Consider the following 22,592-nt stretch of genomic DNA (forward strand, 5'->3'; position numbering starts at 1 on the left):
TGCCGTTGCCGTCGACGAAGAGCGTGGTCTGAAAGCGCTGGGCAAGCTCCCCCTGGCCCTTGAGTGCCTGGACCAGCTGCTCACGCGGGGCGATCTTGGTCAGGAGGCACTCGTCCGCAGAGACCCGGCCATCGCCGCCGCTCCCGTAGCCGTCCTCAATGAAATGACGCTCGCCATCACGGAGCGATAGTAGTCGGTGGGGCTCTCGTAGCTGTCGCTCACGAAGCGCATGGCCGTCTGCCCGAGCGTCTCGTTCACCTGATCCACGTTGGCAATCCCACCATGAAACTGCGGGTATGCGACGTCGAAGTCGGTCAGGACCGTGGAGCCGTAGGCAGCGATCTACTCCCTCTCCGTATGCCGATAGGCCTCGCTGGCATAGCTGTAGCCGACGTTCTCGTTCCAGGCGTCGTGGAGCTCGCCATCGTCTGCGGAGACATCACCCGTTGGGTCCCCGCTCGCATCGATGGGGCTCTCGTTCCCATCGGAGGGGGGCGTCGAGCCCACGTCGTTGGGCTCGACGCCATCCAAGAGGTCGTGCAGGTTGGAATCCCCGTAGATGCTGTCATCCCTGCGCTTGAGCGCCGAGACTGCGGCCGAGGGGTCGCTGTCCGCAGTGACGACGGCCCTGCCGGCACCACCCAGGTCTGGCACGCCGCCGAAGAGCGCGAGCACCAGGAAGGCGACGATGCCCACAACCGCTGCCATGCTGCCGAGGCTGCTCCTGAGGCGCGGTAGAACGGCACGAGACGACATGGTCCCTCCCCTACAGCAGGTGCAGCACGCCGCGAACCAGACGCTCGAAGTCATCGGCATGCCTGCCGGCCTCGGCCAGGACGCTCTCATGCGTGACGGTGGCATCACCGGACTCGTTGGCTGCCAACGTAAGCCCCAGCACGTTCATGCCCAGGGCGTGCGCCATGATGACTTCGCAGACGGTGGACATGCCCACATAGGAGACGCCCAGCATCCTGAGCATGCCGATCTCGGCGGGCGTCTCGAAGGTGGGCCCGAGCGTGCCGGCGTAGACGCCCTCCTCCACGGATATGCCCAGGTCGTCCGCCACGCCGCGGGCGAGCGTGCGCAGGTAGGGGGTGTAGGCGTCGGTCATGCCCACGAATGGCGTCTCGACCTCGCGGATCTCGTCCCACTCGGCCAGGGGGTTGCGCCCGGTGAGGTTGATCTGGTCGGTAAGGATGCCCAGGCCCGTGCTGGCGTTTCCGGGAACGGAACCCGTGGCGCAGGCAAAGATGATGTCACGGCAGCCCAGGTGATGCGCGTGACGCACCAGCGAAGTGATTTCCATGGCGCTGTATCCCTGGTACAGGTGGATGCGCCCGGGATAGACGACCACGGGCACATCGTCTATCGTACCGACGGCAGCCTGGAAGCTGTGGCCAGCCATGGGGCGGGCCTCGTCGGGAAAGCCGTCTATGTCGTGGTAGTCGATGTGGCGAGCGGGCTTGACCAGCGAACCCAGGTGGCCGAGGCCCGTGCCCAACACGATCGCCACGGGATGTTCGACGGACGGCTTGCAGCTCTTGACGATGTCCTCGGTTACCACGCAGATCCCCTCCTCCTGCAGGAGATGGGCAAGGATGCCGTCTCCCTTGGTCAACTTGCCGGTATGGCTTCCATCGTAGATGACCCCGACGCCGCATGAGGGGCTCTTGGCCTTGAGAACCGCGAGCGGCGCACCAGAGGCCTTGGCCCTCCCGAGCGAGATGTCAGCCCCGCGTTTGAAGTCCTCCGTCACGTCGCTGCCGTCCTTCAATATCACACGCCCGTCCACCTGCTCTGCAGGCGGACGGGGCACGGGCAGCCCGCTGGCCACTTCGGGGCAGACGCCCACGACGTCGACCTTCTCGCAGAGCTCCTGCACGGCCGAGACGGGCTTGGCTCCCCCGTCGTAGCGGCACGCGACGCCCCTCAGGCACTCGCTCACGATGACGCGCACGGCATCCCCTCCCCTCCATACGGAAGGGCGGGCGGGACCACACCGTCCCACCCGCCCAATGCGACCACGTGTAGGATATGCCAACTCGGGAAAGGACGTATCCGATGTGTATCGTCCAAACGGAATAGCTACGGCCGAACGGACCAGAACGACTTGCTCGCGGCGGCCGCTGCCTCACGCTTACAGTCCATGTTCACATGCGTGTTCGGCATGTCCGATGATGGCGCCACCGTGGGCCTCCGAGACGTCGACGGCGATTGCCTGCACGTGGAGAACGTGATTCACGACTCTCGAAGAGAGGGCAATCTTGGATGCGCTTCCAGCGGGAATGCTCATGGCTCGCAAGCAGGTTGCGGATGCATGCGGCATGAGCCTCTCGACAACGGGGCGCCTGCTCGCTTCGCTCGAGCGGAAGGGCCTGGTGGAGCGTAGCGGTGCAGGAAGAGGAGCGAGGGATTCACGTAGAACGTGACCTGTGGAGCACTCCCTACTGCCCGCAGATCAGTGATTTGGCCCGGTCGAGAAGGCCATCGGATTCGTAGCAGACAAGTTCCTGCCACTGTCCCCCGTACATGAGCACGTCCCCCGCGCTCTGCCCCGTCTTGGGGCGGAAGCCGTTCTTCCGATTGCCGCTCACGTGCTCTGGCATGAGGAAGGGGTAGGGAATCCACCCGCTTCTCGTCATACCCTCCTTTGTCAGCACGCGGCCTCGGGCAAAATCCAGGGTACCGTAGCCCGGAAGCCCTGGAGCGAAGCTCAATCGTTGGGTGGGAATATACAGGGTGTTGTTGTCGCCATCGAGTTTGCCAGGCTGTGCGTGCGGATGCCAGTAGTACTGGCGTATCTCCTCGGAATCGGTGAGGATGGCGCCAACCTCCATGTAGCCCCATATAACCTGGAGGTCAGAGAAGCGGTACCAGTCATCGGAGTTCTCGCTGCGGCGAAAGTCGCGACCCTTGCTCATATACCGCAGCGCCCCATCCTTGGTTCTCATGACGCCTCTGAACCACCCAAAGAACAGGAAGAGGTCTCCCTTCATGACGCCAGCGTTACACAGCTGCTTCTGCGCCTTTCCCGTCTGTCCAAACGCGGGCTTCCAGTCGCGAGGCTGTTCTCTGCGTGTCCCCTCGCGGATATCGGGGTCCACGTGGCACTTGGCCGTCTTGTTTTTGGCTTTGAGAGACGAGACGACCTGGTCGTACCCCATTCCGTCATACTCCAGGTCAGCATACGAGTCTCGGGCATCACCATCTGGGATGGGAAGCGAGAGGAGCGTACCCGCGAGGTCGCGTGTGTCCTCGAAGAAAACCGGACTAGCTTTTCCTCCCGCACTGCTATCGAATCCCTTGCGCGAGAGGATGACCTTCCTGCCGTAAGTGTGGGCGACTCCCTCGTGCCCGTCTTTCGCAGAGTCGCGCTTGCTCATCAGCATCTACACCCGCACTCCCGTATGTACTGGGGATTCGAACTATCGCCCGAACCATCCATATATGGTCGAAGGGCATATTCAAGGACGAGAGAGCTGCTCGTCCGTGAGCCCAACCTCCTTGTGTCCTCGTCTCAGGTCCTTGATCAGCTTGGGTAGGCTGACTTCTCCCTCGTCTCCCGATCATACATGGCGGACCTCCTTGTCTCCAAGCTTTAGTCCACACCCCCAAAAGGTGAAAGTAGGGACGTGTTCCTGAAGAAACTGGCTAATATTAGGATGTATTCTATTCCCACTCGATAGTTGCAAAACAGGGAAGCATGAACTCAAAGAGATGCCTAGCCAGCGACTTTATTTATTCCTAGCATCGCGAAATGGTCCCAAAACTGGAATTCAGCCGGAACTCAACACTGAGTTCCACTTTGGCACGCGATAGCCGAGAATAAATACAGATTACTAGGGAGTAAACGTCTGACCTGTTGAAATGTTGAAACGTGCCACACGGCTGAGTTCACGCTGGAATCGGAGTTGGAAAATCCTATCTGACTTTGCTGGGGAGTAAGTCCACGCTTTGGAGAATATATGGTTTGATCTGCGGTAACGTTACTTGATGGCAGGCAACCAGGTTCAAAGTGAGAACTCGCATCACTTGTAAAGCTGTTTCAGCGCCTCTTCTTTGGATTTTTCACCTCGGGTATCATGTCGGCAATCACGCTCGCAATCTCGCTTGGGTTTTCAATATCGACGAGGAGCATAGCCTTAGCTCCCTCGTAGGGTGTTTGCTCTAACGGGAACACGGCGCGGGCTGCAGGTACATCCTTCAGCAGAAATCTGTCGTCGTAAACGCCTCCAAAAAGAACGCCTTCGCTGTACAGGAGATATTCGCCCATCATCTTCCGATGGGTAACAGAGGGGACGTCCCGCAGCAGACCAAGGACGAATTCGAGGTATTCTTCGCTGCTTGCCATAGCGATCTTACTCCTCCCAAGCTGTCTTTTGCGGACTCCACGTCATGTCATTTGCCAAACCGGCAAGAGCGGGGTCGAAAAGTCTGCGGGCGAGCTTAGCCGACGCGTCAATGCTCCAAAACGAATCAGCTAATCCCGTCTGCAAGCACATCTTCTCGAACCGCCCCTCATGGGATTCATCCCAGCCTTCGGGAATGGCGAAGGATTTCGGCAGGGCTACCCTTCGGACGGCTGCTTCGCGATGCACGCATTTCTGCAACTTATCTCCATTGATGGAGCACGTCGTCGCGTAGATTGCAATGTCGACCAGGTCTTTCACTCGCGAGGATACTCTTCCGCCGTGCTTTTCAGCCAAGGCGCAAAGCTTGTCTGCCAATGCATTCTCCACGGGGTAGACGAGATAGTCGCAAGTCTGCAGCCCCTCAATGTCGATTCTGTCCACGGGTGCAATGAGCTCTGTGTCCTCGAGGGGAATTTCTTCGATGACGAGGTCGATCGCAATCTGCTGCATGCGCTTTGAGCCGATGATGGGGATGAACCTCACGGAGAGGCCGCTGCGGTGTTCGTCTTCGGCCTTGATGGGCCTCGATCCGGCGAACTCGAAAGTGACGAAGTCATCCATATTCTCCTGCGCCAGTCCGATGAGGCTTCGGAGCGCTTCGTCGAGGTCGCCCCTTGTCGCCAGCAGGTCGATGTCGCGCGTCGCCCTCGCATCGATCGTGCGGGCGAGCATCGACTGGCCGCCTTTGAGGACAAACGCATCGTTACCGCCGGCGAACACGCGGCAGAGGAACCGGTGGAAATAGAAGGAGGAGATGGCCCTGCTCGTGTTGAGGGGAGATGATAAAGCAGCGGCCTTGACCGCCATTTCCAGAGCAGCGGCGCTTTTGTACATTATGGCGTCCCCTCCTTATCCCTCAGGCCCGAATCCTCCAGAAGGCCTCGGTAGAGGCTCTCTGCTCTCGCTTCTCCGTAGTGGCTTCTCAGGAGGCCGGCGAGCCTTTTAAAGTCGAAGTCGCGGTTTGCATGCCATGCATCCTTCAACACGTCGGCGATCAAAGACAAGTCCTCGTCGTCCACGACGAGGTCGAACACGGTGCGCTCAGGCCGAGTCACCGGCAGGTCGTGGGAAAACATCACGTCGCTTCGGGGCACCGTGCGCTTTGCGAAGCTCGCTGACGGGTTCCTCGTATTTATCCTCTTGGGGGCGTAGAGCCGGTATGGCGAGAGGTGGAGGTCGCCTATCTCGAGAAGAGCCGATGCGGTGGATCCCCCGACAACGATGCCGTCCCACTCGGAGGCACGCAGCCTCTCGTGAGTGAACTTCGCCGGCTCGGTAAGCTTCCATATCGCTGCGAGCTCGTCAGTGAAGGATGAGCCAGAGCCGACCATACGGTAGGCTCCGCGCACGATCCTCTCGATGCGGCCGGACTCGACTGCATCGTGCAGGGCATCGCGGGGGATGCCCATGCGTCTCGCCTGCGCCGTAGTGAAGATGCTCTCGGATTCCGAGAGTTGTGCGATAGCCTCTATGTGGTTCGAATTACTCATGTTGCAATTGTAGGCTATAACCCTACAATTGCAACACTATAATCTTTAGTCGGGTGTTATTGATGCAAGAAACTGCACGAAATAACGCTCGATGACAGTTCCTGCTAGCAAATGCTAAATACGATACTATTCCCACTCAGTAGAGGCTAACGGCTCTGTCTGCCCCGATAAGGGCAGCCCGGCCAGGCCCCTTCAAAGGGCCCGGCCGGGCTTGATCCATGACGGGAATGCCCATGGTTGCGTCGCGGACTGCGGCGCGATGGCATCACGCGATGCCAGGACCTTCGGCTTCGCTACATCAAGCTCGTCCGAAGGACCATCGTGGCAAGCTGCATGCCTTCCTTATGCGACCAGCGAGAAGACGGAGATGCTGGCGTTGCAGAGCAGGCCGTTGACGTAGTTCGTCCACTGGGACTTGGCCACCGACTGGGTCGAGGAGTACTGCTGGTAGGCGACGTAATACGCGGCCTGGGCAGCCTCATAGGTAGCCGAGTCGTTGGTGATGGTGTAGTTGGAGAGTGCGGTGGCGTAGGGGCCATCGGTCGCAGCCCAGCCATTGTTGTCGGCGTCCCACTCGCTGCCGGCGAGCCCGATGACGTATTGGGCGTAGTCTGACGTGGCGGCGTCCTGCTGGCCGTCGGCCGGCTTGGTCGGGGCGGTCGGCGCGGTGCCGGCATTGGTCGTCACGACGCTGTCGCGCAGCTTGCTCATGGCGGCGGACTGGCTGATGAGCTTCTTCACGGTGTCGGCGTCCATGCCGTAGGAGGAGGCTATGCTGTCGTAGTCGCTGTTGCCCAGGGTGGACTGGGCGTATGCGTCACGGTCCTCGTCGGAGATGGAGATGCCCTGGTCCTCGGCGGCCTTGGCGAGGATCGCCGAGCGCGCGTACGAGACGACGCCGTCGGCAGCGGGAACCTTGTAGCTGCCGTCCTCCTGCTTTGCGGAGCTGAGCGAGGACTGTGTGGTGATGACGTCACGCGCGGTCACGTCGTACGTCTTGCCACCATAGGTGTAGGTACCCATGACGGAGTCCAGCTGGTCCTCCGAGAGGGTCGTCTTGCCCGACAGGCTGCTGCCTCCGATACCGCCCAGCAGGAAGTGGCCACCCAGCACGCCGACCACCAGCGCCACGACCACAAGGGCGACCCAGACCGGGGTCGAAAGCCCCTTGCGTGCGGCGGCGGGCTTGTCATCGGGTGCAGAAGTGTCCTTCTTGGTGTCCTTCTTGGTGTCCTTCTTGGTGTCCCTCTCGACCTCCTCTTCGGGCGCGTCCTCGACCGTCTCCTCGGTCACCTCTGGCTCCTTGGTGGAGTCATCCATCGCATAACCTCCCACTCGTCGCTCCCGACGAACGGGAGTCACTTCCGTACGATTGCGCTCGTACGCTTGGCAGAACGTCTTCATGCTACTACTTGGTCTGGCCACGGCAAGAACCACGGGCCTGGCATCCAAGCGAACATATCTCTACGCACCGACTGAAAGGGGCCTTCCCCTCGGGTCGAGAGGCGCAAAGCCCCGAAGACAAGCCTACTGCCCCCGTGCGGCCGCCACGGCCGCAGCTATCTCGGTCGAATAAGCCTTGATGTAGCCACGGCCGCTCTCCGCGTCGAAGGCGACGCGAGCGGCCAGGGCGTCACGGCTCTTCTCCGAGAGGGAGCCACGGGCAAACTCCAGCATGCTCACCAGCATGTCATGGTACTCGGGGTCTCCGTGATAGCACTGCACCGCCTCGTCCAGCAGGGGCCAGACGGCATCGGAGGCCCGCTCCGAGGTGGCGCCATAGCAGGACAGGAACTTGAAGGCGGCCAGGCGGACGATGGCCGACCCATCATCGAAGAGGGATGCCTCGGCACCGTCGAACCCCGCCGCCACGACCGACGCGTCGACGGATGTCACCGAGGTCAGGGCGTCGAGCATCTCCCAACGCGTCTGGGCCTCGGGGCGATCCAACGCGTCGACGAGATCGTCGGCATATGTGACCAGCGACTGGGGGTCTGCCTTTGCCAGCACGGCGATCTCGTGCGCGGCCTCCTGGCGACCACGGCGGCGCGATCCCTTCAGCCGTTCCACCAGCGCCTCGAGCGACGCGCCGTCCTTGCTCTCATCCTCTGCCATGCGTTGCTTCCTTTCGCGTCACTCGCAGAAGCCGTCTACCATGACGGTTCCGCTCCGAAGGTCCTGGTGTATGTCGATGAAGCCCAGCTTGGAGGCCTCGCGCAGCAGCATCGAGAACGACCGGTAGCCATAGCTTCTCTCGGAGAACTGCGGGCGCTTGCGCTTCATGGTGTCCTTCAGGCGCGACGCCAGGACGGCGCTGTCGCTCTCGCCCTGAAGCGCGTCGATGGTCTCGAACAGCAGCTGGTAGCAGGGATGCTTGTCCTTGCTGACCTTCTGCGTGAAGTCGGGCACGCCGCCGGCGCTCACGATGTCCTCGTAGAACAGGAACTCGTCGCAGACCTCGGCCAGAAGCGTGCTGGTGGACTCCTTCATGCCCACGCCGATCACGGTCTTGCCAAACTCCTTGAGCTTGGCGACGAGCGGCGAGAAGTCCGAGTCGCCGGACAGGATGGCAAAGGTGTCGATGTGGTCCTTGGTCAGGCACATCTCCATCGCATCGACCGCCAGGCGGATGTCGGCGGAGTTCTTGCCCGTGAAGGCGCGGTCGGGTATCTCGATGAGCTCGATGCCCAGCTCGTGGAGGGGCGTGATGGCGTCATCGAAGCGCTGCCAGTCACAGTAGGCGCGCTTGGCCGTGATGCGGCCCTTGTCGACGAGGCGCTCCAGGATGCGCTTGGCGTCGGGGCGCGGACCCGGCTCCTGGTGGCCGTTGCGCTTGCGGCGGCCCGTTCCCAGCGCCAGGTTCTCGTAGTCTATGAGAACCGCCAGGGAGCTCTGGTTTGCTTCACTCATGTGTCGTTATTTCCCTTCGTGGTCCGCCGGCCTCGCACCGGTCGCGACACTCATGAGCTCGGGCTCGGGAGTGCCGTCCCTGCGCGCGCGGCGCACCGCCTCGGCGTTGCCGTCCTCGGAACGCCTCAGTTGGTCCTTGTTCACGCGAAGCGCACGGTCGTGGAACTTCCACGGCCCCACGCTCTCGCCGAAGTCCATCTTCAGTGCCGCGATGGCCCCGGCCATGCCTCCCAAGGGGATGCCCGAGAGCAGCAGGAGGCCACTCGCCCACACGACGGCGGAGACCACCACCCCCACACCCAGGACCCCGAGGTTGGCCATCCAATACTCATGTCGGGTGACGCAACGCGGCGCCAGCTCGGCCCCGACGCGCAGGCCCAGCACGATGCCGAAGAAGAACAGGAGCAGCGCGACGACCGCCAGGGAGAACGCCAAGGCTAGGCCTCCCCATGGTGGTGCCCGCAGCCGCAGTGGTCGTGCTCGCAGTGGCCATGGCCGTCACCGCGGTGGTCATGGTCGCAATGGTCGTGAGCGCATCCGGGCTCGTCCTCCCACTCGCTCGCGTCCAGGCGCGACCAGTCCAAGCCAGCTGCGAAGCCCGTCTGCTCGTCGGCGTAGAGCAGGGAGATCGCCTGGGTCCCCAGGCGGGAGCCGCCTACGGTGCAGAGGGTGTCGTACAGGTTGAAGGCCGTCTCGGCGCCCGGGAGCGTAAGGTCGAGGTCGTCTGCGCGCATCAGGGCAAGCCCCAGGTCCTTGCGCAGGTGCTCCGCCAAGAAGCCGGGCCTGAAGTCGCCGGCGACGGACTTGGGCGCCAGGCGCTCCATGGCGGCCGACCCACCCATGCCGTCGCACATCATGTCGACGACCTGGTCGAGGTCGAGCCCGGACTGCTCGGCCAGCGCCAGCGCATCGGCATAGCCCATCATGCACGACGCCAGCGACACCTGGTTGCAGAGCTTGGCCGCCTGGCCCCTGCCGGCTGCGCCGAAGTAGTAGACCTTGGACGAGAAGCTCTCGAGCACGGGGAGGAGGATGCGTGCGTCGTCCTCCCCGGCACCGACCATCAGTGTCAGGGTACCGGCCTCGGCGCCCGACTGGCCGCCCGTGACGGGGCAGTCGAAGGCATGCTTGCCCACGACCTCGGCGGCATCATGCAGCTCGCGCGCAAGCGTCGGAGAGCTGGTCGTGAGATCGACGAGCCAAGCCCCCTTCTTGGCCGCCTCGAGTATGCCCCCTGCGCCCAGATAGACGTCCTCCACGTCATCCGGGTAGCCTACCATCGTGAAGACGACGTCCGCCTCGGCAGCGGCTGCGGCGGGACTGTCGGCCCAGGTGGCGCCACGGGCGACGAGGCCGTCTGCCTTCTCCCTGCTGCGGTTGTGGACCGTCAGGCCAAAGCCTGCGTCCAAGACGTGGCCCGCGATGGGGGCGCCCATGATGCCGGTCCCGACGAACGCGACCCTGCGGATCTTCTGAACTGCCATGCTCTCTCCCTACTGGGCGCCCTTCTTGACCTTGCGGGCGATGCGGTCGGTCAGCGAGACCTTCTCCCTGCGGTCGGTGCCCCAGAACACCAGGGCGACCATGCCGGGGCCAACGTGGGACCCCAGGATCGGCGAGACCTGGCTGCGAATGACGGTGACGTCCTCGCAGCCCTTCTCCTTGCGGACCTCGCGCTCGAGCCAGTCTGCGTCCTTCTCGGCATCGGTCGAGACGATGGCGAGCGGCAGCGAGCTGTCATGGGCGTAGTTCTCGCGGAAGTCCTGGATGATGGCACGCAGGGCCTTCTTGCGACCACGGCACATGCCCCTGAGCGTCAGGGCACCATTGAGGTCATAGGAGAGCTCGGGTTTGATGTCCAGCTTGCCGCCCACGTTCGCCGCTGCGGGCGGGATGCGCCCGCCTGCCGCCAGCGCGTCGAAGCTATCGAGCGTGAAGTAGCCTTGGACGAAGTAGCGGGCGTCGGACGCCCAGGCGTAGAGCTCCTCCGCACTCAGGCCGTTGGACGCCTGGCGCACGACCTCGATGGCGAGAAGCTCCCCCGCAGCGGAGTCGCAGCGGGTGTCCAGGACGTAGATCTCGAAGTCGGGATGGCTGTCCCGCACCATCTGGGCGGCCTGCTCGGCCGCATAGATGGAGGACGAGAGGCCGGCGGTGAGGCCCATGTAGATGGTGGGCAGGCCCTCCTCGGCGGCGCGCTCGAAGACCTCGAGGTAGCGGCCAGGGGTGACGGCCGACGTCGTGTAGCGCACGTGGGGGTTCTTGCGCATACCCTCGTAGAACTCGTGCGGGTCGCTCGTGGCCCAGAGGTCGTCCACATGCTCGCCGTCGGGTCCCACATAGGTGAAGGGAATGACCTCGACGCCCAGCTGCTCGGCGACGCCGGGCGCGTAGTCTGCGGTGGAGTCTACGATGATTTTGACCTGGCGCTTCTGATGATAGGCCCGGCCGACGCTCCTCACGTCGACCGGAGCCCCCGCAGGCGCCAGCTGGTCAGACAGATCCTGAGCCATGTGTGGTATCTCCCGCTATGCCACGCCGTCCTCGGTCTCGAGTCTCGGCTTGATGATTCCATAGCCACCATTATGGCGGTGGTAGATGACGTTGATGAGACCGGTGGTCGCATTCTCGAAAACATAGAAGTCGTGCCCTATGAGGTCGGTCTGGACCAGGGCCTCCTCCTCGGTCATCGGCCTGAGGTCGATGAGCTTCTCCCTCACCAGGGCATCGTCCTCGTCCACGATGAGGTCTGCGAGGTCGTCGCTGCTCGAGGGCACGGGCATGGGAACCGGGCGCTGCCTGCGGTCGATCACGCGCGTCTTGTACTTGCGCAGCTGGCGGGCGACCTTGTCGGCCGCCTCGTCGATGGCGGCGTACATGTCGGCGCTGCTGGCCTCGACACGCACCACGTTGTCGCGGACGAACACCGTGACCTCGCACATCTTGCGGTCGGGGTTCGAGGGGTTCTTGTCAACGCGCAGCACTACGTCGCAGGTCATGGGCTTGATATCGAAAACCTTGAGGGACTCGCCGACCTTCTCGTTCACATGGTCGCGCATGGCGTCCGTCACGGAGACTTTGCGTCCTGAGATCTTGATGTCTACCATCAGTACCTCCTCGTGTCGCGTTTAAACCCCTATGGGAGTCCTGTCGTATCCCATTGATACCCAATCGGAATGCCCCCAACGGGACGCGTCCGGCGAATGGGCCAATAATCCGCAGGGCAACACCCGAAGGGATGCCAGGCTCCCGAGCGAGGTGGCTACATCGTCACGGCGTTCGAGCCGGCACCGTCGACGCCGGCAGCGTTCGTGTCAGTCCCCTCCCCCGCGGACGACCCCGTCGCCGAGCCGGCGGATGTGGTTGCCTCGGGAATGTTTCTGACCTGGGCTCCGGCACCCAGGGACTCCAGAGACCCCACCCAGCGGGTGCGCTCGAGGTCCATGATGCCGTTGGACTGGATGGCCTCCAGGGCAGACCTCACGGCCGAGAAGAGCTCGGAGTTCGTGCGCGCGACGCCGACGCCGACAGCGGCGGGCGCGTCGAGCGTACCGGCAAGGCTGATGTCGTCGTATGCCTTTGCCAGGTAGGCGCCAGAGTAGGCATCGCACAGGACGTAGTCGACCTTTCCCGCCTCAAGGTCGGCAAACGCCTCGTTGAGGTTGCTGTAGCTGGCCCGCTCCACCACGAGGCCCGTGTTGCCGAGGGTCTTCTCGGACACGGAGCCTGCCTGCAGTCCCAGCTTCTTGGACGAGAGGTCCTCGATCTTGGCCACGCCCGTCGAGCCCCTGCGGAAGAGCGCGGCTGCGGACTCGGCGTAGCTGCCGGCGAGCACGGCGGCGTTGGTGTCGCTCCCCTTCATGCCCATCACGACGTCGCAGCTCTGACCCAGAGAGGAACCCGCATCGCTGACATCGACGAACTTGACCCTGAGGCCCAGCTCGTCACCCAGGGCGTAGGCAAGCTCGACGTCGAGGCCCTGCACCTGGCTCCCGTCCGAGGTGATGCAGAACGGGGCCGTCGAGGAGGAGGTCCTGAGACCCACCGTGAGGTAGCCTGCCTCGACGAGTGCCGAGGCATCGACCTTGGGGGACAGCGACGCGGCATGGGCGGCCTTGGCGTCTGGGACGGAGGTGGTCTGGACGCCTGGCAGACCATCGCAACCGGTGAGCAGCAGGGCGAGGGAGAGGGACGCCGTCGCCGCAACGGACCTGAATGTGCCTGTGTTCTTCATCTGCCTGCCCCTGCTCCTCTGTCTGCCCCTCCGCCACACTGCCCGGCACGCGCGCCCCAAGTGCCTCGAGCCAGCGTTTTACCCAGCTGACCTGGTATTTGACCCCACACTCGCACACCGGGGCTCTCGCTTCGGGACTGCACGGTCCCCCACTGATGGCCCTCTCGCCCGTGAGGCTGGACGCCTCGGCTTGGTTTCGGGCGGTGCGACTTACTTCTAGGACGAGCCATGCTCGCCCGGGTGCGCACACCCGGGCTTACGTGGATCCTTTCGGCCTCGTCTGCCATGAACTAGGGCTTGCGCCCGCAACCACAGACCTGGGTAAAACGCACCGATTATAACAGTTGCAACGTTTTGTCTCCCAGGGCACGGCGAACGTCGTGCCCTGGGTCTCGGGACGGCTCGTGGCGGGACGCTACCACACGCGTGCCAGGGCACAGCCGCCCACCTCGGCAGCGCCCGACGAGATGAGCGCGCGGGCACAGGCCCGCATGCTTGCGCCCGTGGTGACGATATCGTCCAACAGCAGGAGCCGGGCGCCGCGCACGTCGTCGACCACATGCACGCCGCCCTCGAGGTTGGCCGCACGCCCTCGCCTGTCCAGCGTGCGCTGGTCCCGAGCGGGATCGCGCGCCAGGACGTCAGCCACGGGAAGGGCCAGCTCCGCCGCAAGGGCGCGGGTCACGAGCTCCATGTGGTCGAAGCCCCTGCGCAGGCACGCCGCCTGGGTTGCCGGAACGAAGCAGAGCGCGTCGACCCGATCCGCATCGAAGCGGGCGTTCCCGTCGGGTGCGGCCCATGCCGACGCCTCGTCCAGGGACGTCGCCATGGCCGACGCCAGAACCGGCGCGAGCCGAAGCTCGTGCTCGTCCTTCAGGACCGTGGCCATGCGCGCTGCCGTGCCCGCGAACACGAGGGCGCAGGTGGTCGTGCGCAGCTCCCAGTCCCCCGTGCACTCCGTACAGGTGAGCCAGCCGAACGGGGCGCCACAGACGGGACAGGCCCAACGCTGGCCTATCCACGCAAGGTGGGTGCGGCACTCCTCGCACAGCAGGCTGCCGGGCGCATTGCAGCGAACGCAGCGCGTGGGCCAGACGAGTTCCTCTCCCCCGGAGAGCAGGCCGCCATGCAAGGTATTGCCAAGGGCATCATGCAGTGGGTCGCACAGGGCATCGCGTAGCAGCGCCTCCAGCCTCGTACCAGCATGAAAAAGCACACGACCCTCCTGGCGCTCGTACGCGCGGGGGGTCGGCTTGGTTGTGAGACGATGATAGCGCGAGCAGGCACCCCATGGGCACAGGATGGCTGTGTCTACCCTCCCAAAAGCGAGGTGGCATTCTCCCAGAGCTGGCGGTAGGCCTCCCCACGCGTGGCGATGCCCGCTCGGGCACGGACGTCTGCCAGAAGCGATGCCGTGAAGGCGACCATGGCCGGCTCGCACTCCTGCCCGCGCAGGGGCACCGGGGCCATGTACGGGGCATCCGTCTCTGAGATGATCAAGCCGTCCGGGCAGGTGCCTACGGCGGCACGGATGTCCTCCGAGCGCCTGAACGTCGCGGCGCCACCGAACGCGATGTGGCAACCCAGGTCCACGAACGGCTGCATCACGTCGGGCCCACAGGTGAAGCAGTGGATGTCGCAGCCAGCCGAGGGGACGCCTTCCTCTGACAGGACGCGGGCCGCATCGGCATGCGCGGCAGCCGATGGGTCATTGTCGGCATCACGGAGGTGCAGCTCGACAGGCAGGTTCCTCTCGGCAGCCAGGCGTAGCTGGGCGCGAAAGGCGGCGAGCTGGACGTCGCGGGGAAGCTCGTTGTAGGGGCCATAGTCCAGGCCGATCTCGCCGACGCCCACGCAGCGCGGGGACGCCATGAGCTCCTCGAGCCGTGCGCGGACCGAGGCGTCCTCCAGGTAGCGTCGGGCCCCGTACGGGTGCGCCCCCGCCACGATGCGGACGTTGCCAAGCAGGTCGGGCACGTCGGCGAAGCCGGGAAACTCCGGGGGGACCAGCCCGTGCGCCGCGCATTCGCCCATGCGCCCGCAAGCACGCTCGACCTGGTCATCAAGCCAGCCGAGAAGGGCGCCGACGCTCGTGCCCCAGGTCGCATCGCCCACCATGTCGTCTGCGGGATCGATGGGGACCACCAGCAGGCAGACGCCCGCCAAGGCAGCGCGGCAGAGGGCCACCGAGGCGTCATGCGTGCGGAAGTGCGTGAGGTGACCGTGGGTGTCCGCGAGAGGGGCCAGTGGCCGTGGCAGTGGCACCGGCCGACCCTTGGCATCATGGAAGAGCGTGCCATCCTCGGGGGCGAGGGCGTCCGGTGGTGTCTGGGGCTTGCGGGGCATGGGCGGCCTCCTAGCGCGTGGCGGGTGCCGACGGCGTCGGGGCATCGGGCCCTGCGCCCGAGACGCCCGCCGAGCGCAGCGCGGCATCCAGACGCACGAAGTCTGCCGTCGAGAGGGCCTCGGCACGTACGGTCGGCTCGATGGAGGCCTCCGCCAGGGCCACGTCGAGCGCGTCCCTCTCGAACCCTGACGCGGCCATGGAGTTGCGGATGGTCTTGCGGCGCTGGGCGAACGCGGCGTCGATTGCCACGACGCAGGAAGCCAGGCGCCCCGTGTCGAGCGGCTCGGCCGTCTGGGGATCGCATGCGGGCACACGGTCGATGCGGACCACCGCAGAGTCCACGTGGGGCGCCGGCATGAAGTTGCCGGGCCCCACCTCGAAGCGACCCGTGACCGTGCCGTACAGCCCCAGCTTGGCCGTGTAGCCGCCATATGCGCGGCTGCCAGGACGTGCGGACATGCGGTCGGCCACCTCGGACTGGACCATCACGACGGCGCGGCGGATGCTGGGCATCTCTTGGAAGGCCTTGAGGACGATGGTGGCCGCCACCTGGTAGGGCAGGTTGCTGACGAGCTTGTTGGGCGAGGCGGGCAGGCCGTCTATGCCAAGCGAGGCAAGCTCGGCCGAGAGGGACGCGCCGTCGACGTCAAGGGCGTCCCCCAAGACGAGGGAAAAGCGCTCGGAGTCACGCGCGCAGGTGTGGGCGAGGACGGGCGCGAGGGAGCGATCCGCCTCGACGGAGCAGACGGCACCCGCCAACGGGAGCATCGCCACCGTGAGGGTGCCGATGCCCGGACCGACCTCGAGGACCACGTCTGAGGTCCCCAGCTCGGCCAGACCGAGAATCCTCCCGATCACGGCATCGCTCACCAGGAAGTTCTGCCCCAGGCGATGCTTGGTGCAGAGGCCGAACCCATCGAGGACGGACTTCGTGGCACGCGGGTTGGCGAGCCAGGAATGCGGCAGCGCGGCGTTGTCCGACGCGGCGCTGGCGCCCGGGATGCCAGCAGCATCGGTGCCCGAAACGCCGTCGGCGTCAGCCAGGCAGGACACGTCTTCTCCCCTAGGCCCTGGGCGAGAGGCGCGGGAAGAGCGCGTCGCCCTTGCTGACGGGAGCGTCCCCCGCCAGCTGGCCCCACGCGCAGGCGGCGGCGAGGTCGTCGGTTGTGGCCTCGTCCCCAAGGCTCATGCGGCGCAGGACCTCTGCGGAGGTCTGGGGCATGAACGGTGAGAGCAGGTGGGCGCAGATGCGAATGGACTCGAGGAGGCTGCAGATGATGCCTGCGAGCTCCTCCCTACGGGCGGGGTCCTTGGCGACGGTCCAGGGGGCGGAGTCCTCGATGTAGTGGTTCGCGGCGTGGACCAGCTCCATCACGACGTCCTTGGCTGCGACGTACTCGATCTTGTCCATGTGCTCCGCATAGCGCCCGAAGATGCCCTGGGCGATGTCGCACAGCGGGTTGGGGCGCTCGGACCACCCATCCGCGAGCTGCGGCGTCTTGCCGTCGAAGTACTTGGCGCTCATGTTGAGCGAGCGGCTGACGAGATTGCCCCAGCTGTTGGCGAGGTCCGCGTTGTAGACCTGCTCCATGCGGGAGAAGCTGATGGCACCATCCTCGCCGGGGACGCAGTCGGTCATGAAGTAGTAGCGGTAGCCCTCGACGCCCAAGAGGTCGATGACCTCCTCGGGCGCGATGGCATTGCCGCGGGACTTGCTCATCTTCTCGCCCTGCCCGGTCTCCTCGTTCTTGACCATGAGGAAGCCATGCGCGAAGACGTGCTCGGGCAGGGCCTCCCCGATGGCCATGAGCATCGCAGGCCAGATGACGCAGTGGAAGCGGATGATGTCCTTGCCCACCATGTGGTACTGGGCGGGCCAGCGACGTGCGAACTCGGCTGCAGCCTCGTCTGTGCCCTGGCCGAAGCCCACGGCGGTCATGTAGTTGAGAAGGGCATCGAACCACACGTAGGTGACGTGCCTGTCGTCAAAGGGAACGGGGATGCCCCAGTCGAAGGAGGTGCGGCTGACCGAGAGGTCCTGCAGGCCGCCCTCGACGAAGCTACGGACCTCCCTCATGCGAAAGTCTGGCATCACGAAGTCGGGGTGCTCGTCATAGAGTCTCAGCAGGCGGTCCTGGAAGGCGGAGAGCCTGAAGAAGTAGGACTCCTCCTGCACACGCTCCAGGGGGCGGCCGCAGTCGGGGCAGAGGTGCTGGCCCTGCGTCCCGCGCTCCTCGTCCGCATGGGAGACCTGGGTCTCGGTGAAGTAGGTCTCGTCCGGCACGCAGTACCAGCCGTCGTAGGTCCCCTTGTACAGGTAGCCGGACTCCCTCATGCGCTCCCACAGGTACTGGACGGCGCGCGTCTGGCGCGCCTCGGTGGTGCGGATGAAGTCGTCATTGGAGATCTCCAGCGTCTGCCAGAGGTCCTCGAAGAACGGCGCCTGGCTGTCGCACCACTCCTGGGGATCCATGCCATGGGAGCGGGCGGCCTCCTCGACCTTCTCGCCATGTTCGTCCATACCGGTGAGGAACCTGACGTCGAGGCCCGTGGCGCGGCGATAGCGTGCCTGGACGTCGCAGAGGACGGTGGTGTAGGCCGTGCCCAGGTGCGGCCTGGCGTTGACATAGTAGATGGGCGTGGTGATGAAGAAGGGGGTCTTTGCCATGGGTGAAGTCTCCTAATGACGGATATGGCCCTGGGTCTTTGGGACTCTGGGTCCGGGCCGTACGGCGCCGTGGGGCACTGCGCTCCGCAACGCGCCGCACGTCGGGACGCCGTATGCCGTCGTGCAGCACCGCGAGGCGCCGCATGGGGACGCAGCAGGGCGCCACGCAGAGACACACGACGCACACGACGCACACGACGCACACGACGGCTGATTGTACCTCAGTCGCGGGGCCGGTCGCCCGCAGGAACGGCCGATTCCGAAGCCATCCGGACGAGGGGTATGCGGACGGGAGGGCATGTGGACGGGAGGGGGCGTCCAAGCGGGAGGGAGCGTTCCGACGGGAGAAGCGTCTGGACGGCAGAGAAACTATTGTGAGTGGAGTTCGGGGCATCGCTCACAATAGTTCGTCACACGTCCGATTTCGGGAGTTCCGAGGATGGTAGGCGAACTATTGTGAGTGGATGTCGCAAACCGACTCACAATTCCTCTCCTGCCGTCCCCCAGAGTGCGAATTATGGACGTGTGACGAGCTATTGTGAGTTTCTCCTTCACCATGACTCACAGAACTTCCCCTGCCATCCCGGCGGCCTCAAAAAATGGACGCGTGGTGAGGTTCTGTGAAGGTGTCCCGCCGACGGAACGGTCAACGAGGCTCAACGAGATATCCGGCGGGGCGCTCGACGAGATGGCCGATAGGAAACCCGGGTCCAGTGGGCACCCGCAACCCGCCAGCGCCCGCAACCTATCGGCCAGTTGGTACCCGCAAGCAACCAGCATCTACAATAGGGCCGAGGAACATGCCACCTGAGCACACCGACGGGCGGAGGCACCATGCGCTTTCCAAACATCCTCAGGCACGTCCACGCGACCAACTCGACCAGACCGGATCCTCGGGACGGCGTCCTGTGCGTGCCCACGAGCGAGAACGTCCGCGACCTCGGTGGCATCCCCGTCCCAGGAGGCTCCACGCTCACACGCCGCTTCGTGCGCTCGGCAAGCCTCTCCGAACTCTCGGAGGAGGACGTAGACTACCTGGTCGGCTACGGCATCACGCTCGATCTGGACCTCCGCAGTCCCGAAGAGGTCATGCGCTCGCCCGACGTCCTTGGCCGCCACCGCGCCATCCGCTACCTCAACGTCCCCGCGCTCGACCTCAACCTCCATGACCCCGATCTCAAGGCAGCCCAGACAGGTGACGAGGAGCTCTCCTACTTCGCACGAGGCTACCTCAGGATTCTCGCCAACCAAGATGCCGTTCGGCGCATCTTCACGTTCTTCGCCACCGCGCGACCGACGGACTGCGTGATATTCCACTGCGCGGCGGGCATGGACCGCACCGGCATCGTAAGCATGCTCCTTCTCGCGCTCGCCGGCGCGGACGAGGACCACGTCGCAGCGGACTATGCCTACTCCTTCTTCCCGCACGAGGTCGCAGACGCGGCCATCTTCGGGGACACGCCCCCGCAGGACTTCGACCCACTGCTAGTCGACGTGATTCGCAGCGTCTTTCGCATCCTGCTCAAGCGCTATGGATCGTGCTCGGCGTACCTCTCGGCATGCGGGCTCGCCACGACACAGATCGAAGCCGCGCGCGGCCATCTCACGGGATAGGTCACCGTCCCACGGGGCACGGACCCACGCACCATGCCCGACGCCATGCCAAACGTCACGCGTCGACCTCAGCTGGTCGTTCGCGTGCAGGCAGACCATGCGTCAGCCTTGACCCGTCACTCATGCGCGGCGAGGTCCAGGATCCTCTCATAAACCTCGGCCCTGCTGGTCGAGAAGGGCCTGGCGAGTCGCTTTGCGAGCTTGCTCTTGGGCTCGCCCTCCTCCAGGCCGCGGGCGATGGCCTCCTCGAGGGTGGCGGGCACCTCCCCTGGCACCGCGGTACGCTGGCGCTCGGCAAGCTCCGCGGCGTCGGGAGCCCCGATGACGATGACGCACTCGCCCCGCAGGGTCTCCCTGGCGGCGAGCTTGCGCGCGACCTCCAGGCTCGCCCCGCGCACCACCTCCTCGTGCAGCTTCGTGAGCTCGCGCACCAGGGCCACCTGGCGCGCGGGGAACTCCTCGGCGATGCGATCGAGCGTCGACGCCACGCGATGGGGGGACTCGTAGACCACGAGGGCGCCGGGGATGCCTGCCAGCGCCTCGAGGCGGCTGGCCATGGCCGATGCCTTGCGCGGCAGGAAGCCCTCGAAGAAGAAGTGTTCCATCGGCAGGCCCGAGGCGACGAGGGCGCAGGTCACGGCTGAGGGCCCCGGGATGACCTCGACCCTCAGGCCACGGTCCAGGGCCGCGTCGACGAGCCTCTGGCCCGGATCGGACACGCCGGGCATGCCCGCATCCGACACGAAGGCCACACGCCCTCCCGCCTCGATCCGAGCGATGGCGGGCGCGACCCTCTCGGCCAGGACGTTCTCGTCGGCCCGTTGCAAGGGGACCCGTATGCCAAAGTGTGCGAGCAGCTTGGACGTCACGCGGGTGTCCTCGCACAGGAGCAGGTCGGCCGCACGCAGCGTCTCGAGCGCGCGGGGAGTGACGTCCCGTAGGTTGCCGATGGGCGTGCCCACGACGGAGAGGACCCCGCCGAGGGGCCCGCCCGTCTGCGTCCCTGCCATCAGCCAAGCATCCTGCGCTCGAAGGAGGCAAGCGCGACGCGGGCGTCCCAGCCCGGCAGGCGGCCCTCGGTCTTCCATGTCTGAAAGAACCAGGCGGGACAGGATCGGAAGGCACCGATCTGCTCGGACGAGAAGACGCGTTCGAGCGCTATGCGACCCTCGGGCGTCGTGACGGTATCGGAGAACGGCAGGGACGCGCACCACTTGCCCACCATCACCGGCAGCCCGCTGCTACCGGCAAGCTCGACCGACTTGCGGGAGCGGTCCGTGAGCATGCGAATGCCTACGGGTCCCGACGAGTCCACATGATCGGCATAGTGGTACAGGTGGCTGTCGAGCCAGACGTTGTGATAGCGGTCCTGTGACATGAAGTGGCGCCACGCGCCCGGTTGCCCGGCGTCGGGGACCACGACGACGAGGTCCTCCCCCGCAATCCCACGTACGGCCTCATAGCAGCTACGATAGTAGTTGCGCAGCTGGTGGGGAGGTACGCCCGGGATGACCGAGAGACCACGGCGAACCTGCATCGCCGGCTCGTCCGCCACCTCGATGGCCGAGAACGCCACGCGACTCGCATAGCGTTTGGCAAGGGCCGCCACCACCGAAACCAAATCATCACGGTAGCGCCTGAAGTCATCATGGTTGTGCACGAGATCCGCCTCGTGCCCCTCCGCACCAGGGTTCACGGCCAGCGCCAGCACGACCTTGAGCCCGATGCCATCGGCCCAGTCAAACGCGGCGTCCACCAGGTCCACGCAGCCCAGGAACGGCCCGGGGTTGGGCCCGGCGTCACCGAACACGTACCAGGGAACGGGCAGGCGCACGGCGTTGAAGCCGCGAGCGGCGATCTGCCGGAAGTCAGACTCCCCCAGAAACGAGGCGCGATGGCGAGAGACCCGGTCGTTGTAGCCCCTGCGGCCCACGGCCGAGACGAGGTCCGGCTCCTCGAGGGCTCCGGAGTCCGCAAAAAGCTCCGGGGTCACCCACGGCTCAAGGGTCAACCAACCCGTAAGGTTCACGCCATGCAGCGCACGCTCCGCCACGGCTGCCCTCCTCTCGTCCCGTCGCGTCTGGCTTCGAGTATACCCACTCGCCACAAACATGCATGCCCCTGCGCAAAGCCGTTGCCAGGACCCGCGACGTTCGTCCCGGGGAGGCGTTCGTAGGCAACGGATCGGACGAGGGGGGAGCTCGTCTCGGCCAAGGAGAAGTGGACGTCACTCGCGCCTATGGCCGCACTGGCCTCATCATCCAGGACGTCGGTACGAAGGGCCTGGCCCGTAAGCCAGAAGTGAGTACTTTTTCGCCCCTTCAGAGGCACGTGACGCCTAACGAAGTTACGTTTCTCAACATCGTCGCAGGTACCAAGCCTACTGAAACTATCAGAAGTGAGCATTGGTACTCACTTCTGGCGATTGGCGAGACCGACACCGGGTTCCGGCGCTCCCAGCGCCACCGATGTCCGGCTCCGAGACCCGCAAGGTTCCCCGATGGCCGGCCGGGCTTCTACGCCGGAACCGTCGCCTGCTCCGTGGGCGACGTCGGCATCGTCATAACCGGAAGGACCACCCACGGCGCAGCGACATACGAGGGCGTCGACCCCATCAACGTCGGGTGCCCTTTTGCCCTGACGTCACCGATCCCGGTACCGCAGCATGGGTGACAGGTCGTCAACTAATGCCGAATGGATGCCTGACAAAGAATTGTGAGTCCCGGCCATCCGAAACTCACAATACTTCGTCACGCATCCAATTTCACGACCCCCGTGGACGGCTGGCGAACTATTGTGAAAAGTTTTTCAACTTTAGCATCACCAGACTCACAATACTTCTCCACGCGTCCTTTGGGAGACGCTCTTTGGGATGGCTGAAGAGTTATTGTGAGTCTCCCGATCCCGTCGCTCACAA

At 64.8% G+C, this 22,592-nt stretch carries 23 protein-coding genes; 2 read left to right on the forward strand and 21 right to left on the reverse strand.

Translation table 11 applies throughout. From position 1 onward, the window contains the following. Window positions 1–99: 99 nt before the first annotated feature. From OLSU_RS09655 to OLSU_RS07105, 3 genes are all read right to left on the reverse strand, one after another. The gene (locus OLSU_RS09655) at window positions 100–267 is read right to left on the reverse strand and encodes a hypothetical protein (protein WP_013252275.1); all 168 of its coding nucleotides are present in this window, start codon (window positions 265–267) and stop codon (window positions 100–102) included. Window positions 268–342: 75 nt separating this feature from the next. Continuing rightward, window positions 343–708, reverse strand: coding sequence for a hypothetical protein (locus OLSU_RS07100; protein ID WP_041548982.1), 366 nt, complete (start codon window positions 706–708; stop codon window positions 343–345). A 58-nt stretch (window positions 709–766) separates the two neighbouring features. Beyond that, window positions 767–1,957 carry a purine-nucleoside phosphorylase gene (locus OLSU_RS07105; RefSeq protein ID WP_013252277.1) on the reverse strand — a complete coding sequence of 397 codons (1,191 nt, stop codon included), beginning with the start codon at window positions 1,955–1,957 and terminating at the stop codon, window positions 767–769. Between the two features lie 307 nt (window positions 1,958–2,264). On the opposite strand from OLSU_RS07105, the gene OLSU_RS09925 reads away from it, so the two are divergent. Next, window positions 2,265–2,429, forward strand: coding sequence for a helix-turn-helix domain-containing protein (locus OLSU_RS09925; protein ID WP_148219070.1), 165 nt, complete (start codon window positions 2,265–2,267; stop codon window positions 2,427–2,429). Window positions 2,430–2,444: 15 nt separating this feature from the next. Here the strand turns inward: OLSU_RS09925 and OLSU_RS07115 are convergent, their stop codons facing one another. The 16 genes from OLSU_RS07115 to metG all read right to left on the reverse strand — a co-directional run bounded on the left by OLSU_RS07115 (window position 2,445) and on the right by metG (window position 18,061). Continuing rightward, a complete protein-coding gene (locus OLSU_RS07115; protein WP_013252278.1) occupies window positions 2,445–3,389 on the reverse strand; it encodes an Nmad3 family putative nucleotide modification protein in 945 nt (314 codons plus the stop codon). Window positions 3,390–4,045: 656 nt separating this feature from the next. Further along, window positions 4,046–4,351, reverse strand: a complete 306-nt coding sequence (locus OLSU_RS07120) for a TfoX/Sxy family protein (protein WP_013252279.1) — start codon at window positions 4,349–4,351, stop codon at window positions 4,046–4,048. Between the two features lie 7 nt (window positions 4,352–4,358). Then, window positions 4,359–5,246, reverse strand: coding sequence for a nucleotidyl transferase AbiEii/AbiGii toxin family protein (locus tag OLSU_RS07125; RefSeq protein WP_013252280.1), 888 nt, complete (start codon window positions 5,244–5,246; stop codon window positions 4,359–4,361). Further along, window positions 5,246–5,902, reverse strand: a complete 657-nt coding sequence (locus OLSU_RS07130; protein ID WP_041548985.1) for a type IV toxin-antitoxin system AbiEi family antitoxin domain-containing protein — start codon at window positions 5,900–5,902, stop codon at window positions 5,246–5,248. The genes OLSU_RS07125 and OLSU_RS07130 overlap by 1 nt, the downstream gene beginning before the upstream one ends. Before the next feature lie 342 nt (window positions 5,903–6,244). Then, complete coding sequence (locus tag OLSU_RS07135) at window positions 6,245–7,222, reverse strand: hypothetical protein (RefSeq protein WP_013252282.1); 978 nt, start codon at window positions 7,220–7,222, stop codon at window positions 6,245–6,247. Between the two features lie 207 nt (window positions 7,223–7,429). After that, window positions 7,430–8,017 carry a hypothetical protein gene (locus tag OLSU_RS07140; RefSeq protein WP_013252283.1) on the reverse strand — a complete coding sequence of 196 codons (588 nt, stop codon included), beginning with the start codon at window positions 8,015–8,017 and terminating at the stop codon, window positions 7,430–7,432. An 18-nt stretch (window positions 8,018–8,035) separates the two neighbouring features. Further along, window positions 8,036–8,812 (reverse strand): NYN domain-containing protein, encoded by a 777-nt coding sequence (locus OLSU_RS07145; protein WP_013252284.1) that lies wholly within the window; start codon window positions 8,810–8,812, stop codon window positions 8,036–8,038. 6 nt (window positions 8,813–8,818) lie between these two features. Next, on the reverse strand, window positions 8,819–9,247 hold the full coding sequence (locus OLSU_RS07150; RefSeq protein ID WP_013252285.1) for a hypothetical protein: 429 nt from the start codon (window positions 9,245–9,247) through the stop codon (window positions 8,819–8,821). Window positions 9,248–9,249: 2 nt separating this feature from the next. Then, entirely contained in the window at window positions 9,250–10,296 is a 1,047-nt protein-coding gene (locus OLSU_RS07155) for an NAD(P)-dependent oxidoreductase (RefSeq protein ID WP_013252286.1), read from the reverse strand. A 9-nt stretch (window positions 10,297–10,305) separates the two neighbouring features. Beyond that, complete coding sequence (locus tag OLSU_RS07160) at window positions 10,306–11,325, reverse strand: DegV family protein (protein ID WP_013252287.1); 1,020 nt, start codon at window positions 11,323–11,325, stop codon at window positions 10,306–10,308. 15 nt (window positions 11,326–11,340) lie between these two features. Continuing rightward, window positions 11,341–11,919 carry a ribosome hibernation-promoting factor, HPF/YfiA family gene (hpf, locus tag OLSU_RS07165; RefSeq protein ID WP_013252288.1) on the reverse strand — a complete coding sequence of 193 codons (579 nt, stop codon included), beginning with the start codon at window positions 11,917–11,919 and terminating at the stop codon, window positions 11,341–11,343. Window positions 11,920–12,074: 155 nt separating this feature from the next. Next, window positions 12,075–13,046 (reverse strand): substrate-binding periplasmic protein, encoded by a 972-nt coding sequence (locus OLSU_RS07170; RefSeq protein ID WP_013252289.1) that lies wholly within the window; start codon window positions 13,044–13,046, stop codon window positions 12,075–12,077. A gap of 415 nt (window positions 13,047–13,461) precedes the next feature. Further along, window positions 13,462–14,262 (reverse strand): ComF family protein, encoded by an 801-nt coding sequence (locus tag OLSU_RS07175; protein ID WP_013252290.1) that lies wholly within the window; start codon window positions 14,260–14,262, stop codon window positions 13,462–13,464. Window positions 14,263–14,357: 95 nt separating this feature from the next. Continuing rightward, entirely contained in the window at window positions 14,358–15,392 is a 1,035-nt protein-coding gene (locus tag OLSU_RS07180) for a TatD family hydrolase (protein ID WP_013252291.1), read from the reverse strand. A 10-nt stretch (window positions 15,393–15,402) separates the two neighbouring features. Further along, window positions 15,403–16,446 (reverse strand): 16S rRNA (adenine(1518)-N(6)/adenine(1519)-N(6))-dimethyltransferase RsmA, encoded by a 1,044-nt coding sequence (gene rsmA, locus OLSU_RS07185; RefSeq protein ID WP_013252292.1) that lies wholly within the window; start codon window positions 16,444–16,446, stop codon window positions 15,403–15,405. A 10-nt stretch (window positions 16,447–16,456) separates the two neighbouring features. Next, a complete protein-coding gene (gene metG, locus OLSU_RS07190) occupies window positions 16,457–18,061 on the reverse strand; it encodes a methionine--tRNA ligase (RefSeq protein WP_013252293.1) in 1,605 nt (534 codons plus the stop codon). Between the two features lie 834 nt (window positions 18,062–18,895). Between metG and OLSU_RS09160 the strand changes: the two genes are divergently transcribed. After that, the gene (locus OLSU_RS09160) at window positions 18,896–19,675 is read left to right on the forward strand and encodes a tyrosine-protein phosphatase (protein ID WP_013252294.1); all 780 of its coding nucleotides are present in this window, start codon (window positions 18,896–18,898) and stop codon (window positions 19,673–19,675) included. 116 nt (window positions 19,676–19,791) lie between these two features. Here the strand turns inward: OLSU_RS09160 and rsmI are convergent, their stop codons facing one another. Together rsmI and OLSU_RS07205 are read right to left on the reverse strand one after the other, a co-directional pair. Beyond that, window positions 19,792–20,685: a 16S rRNA (cytidine(1402)-2'-O)-methyltransferase gene (gene rsmI, locus OLSU_RS07200; protein WP_013252295.1), complete on the reverse strand. Its 894-nt coding sequence runs from the start codon at window positions 20,683–20,685 to the stop codon at window positions 19,792–19,794. Continuing rightward, window positions 20,685–21,728: a glycoside hydrolase family 5 protein gene (locus tag OLSU_RS07205; RefSeq protein WP_013252296.1), complete on the reverse strand. Its 1,044-nt coding sequence runs from the start codon at window positions 21,726–21,728 to the stop codon at window positions 20,685–20,687. The genes rsmI and OLSU_RS07205 overlap by 1 nt, the downstream gene beginning before the upstream one ends. Window positions 21,729–22,592: the final 864 nt, after the last annotated feature.

The sequence above is a fragment of the Olsenella uli DSM 7084 genome, assembly GCF_000143845.1.
Classification (GTDB): Bacteria; Actinomycetota; Coriobacteriia; order Coriobacteriales; family Atopobiaceae; genus Olsenella; species Olsenella uli.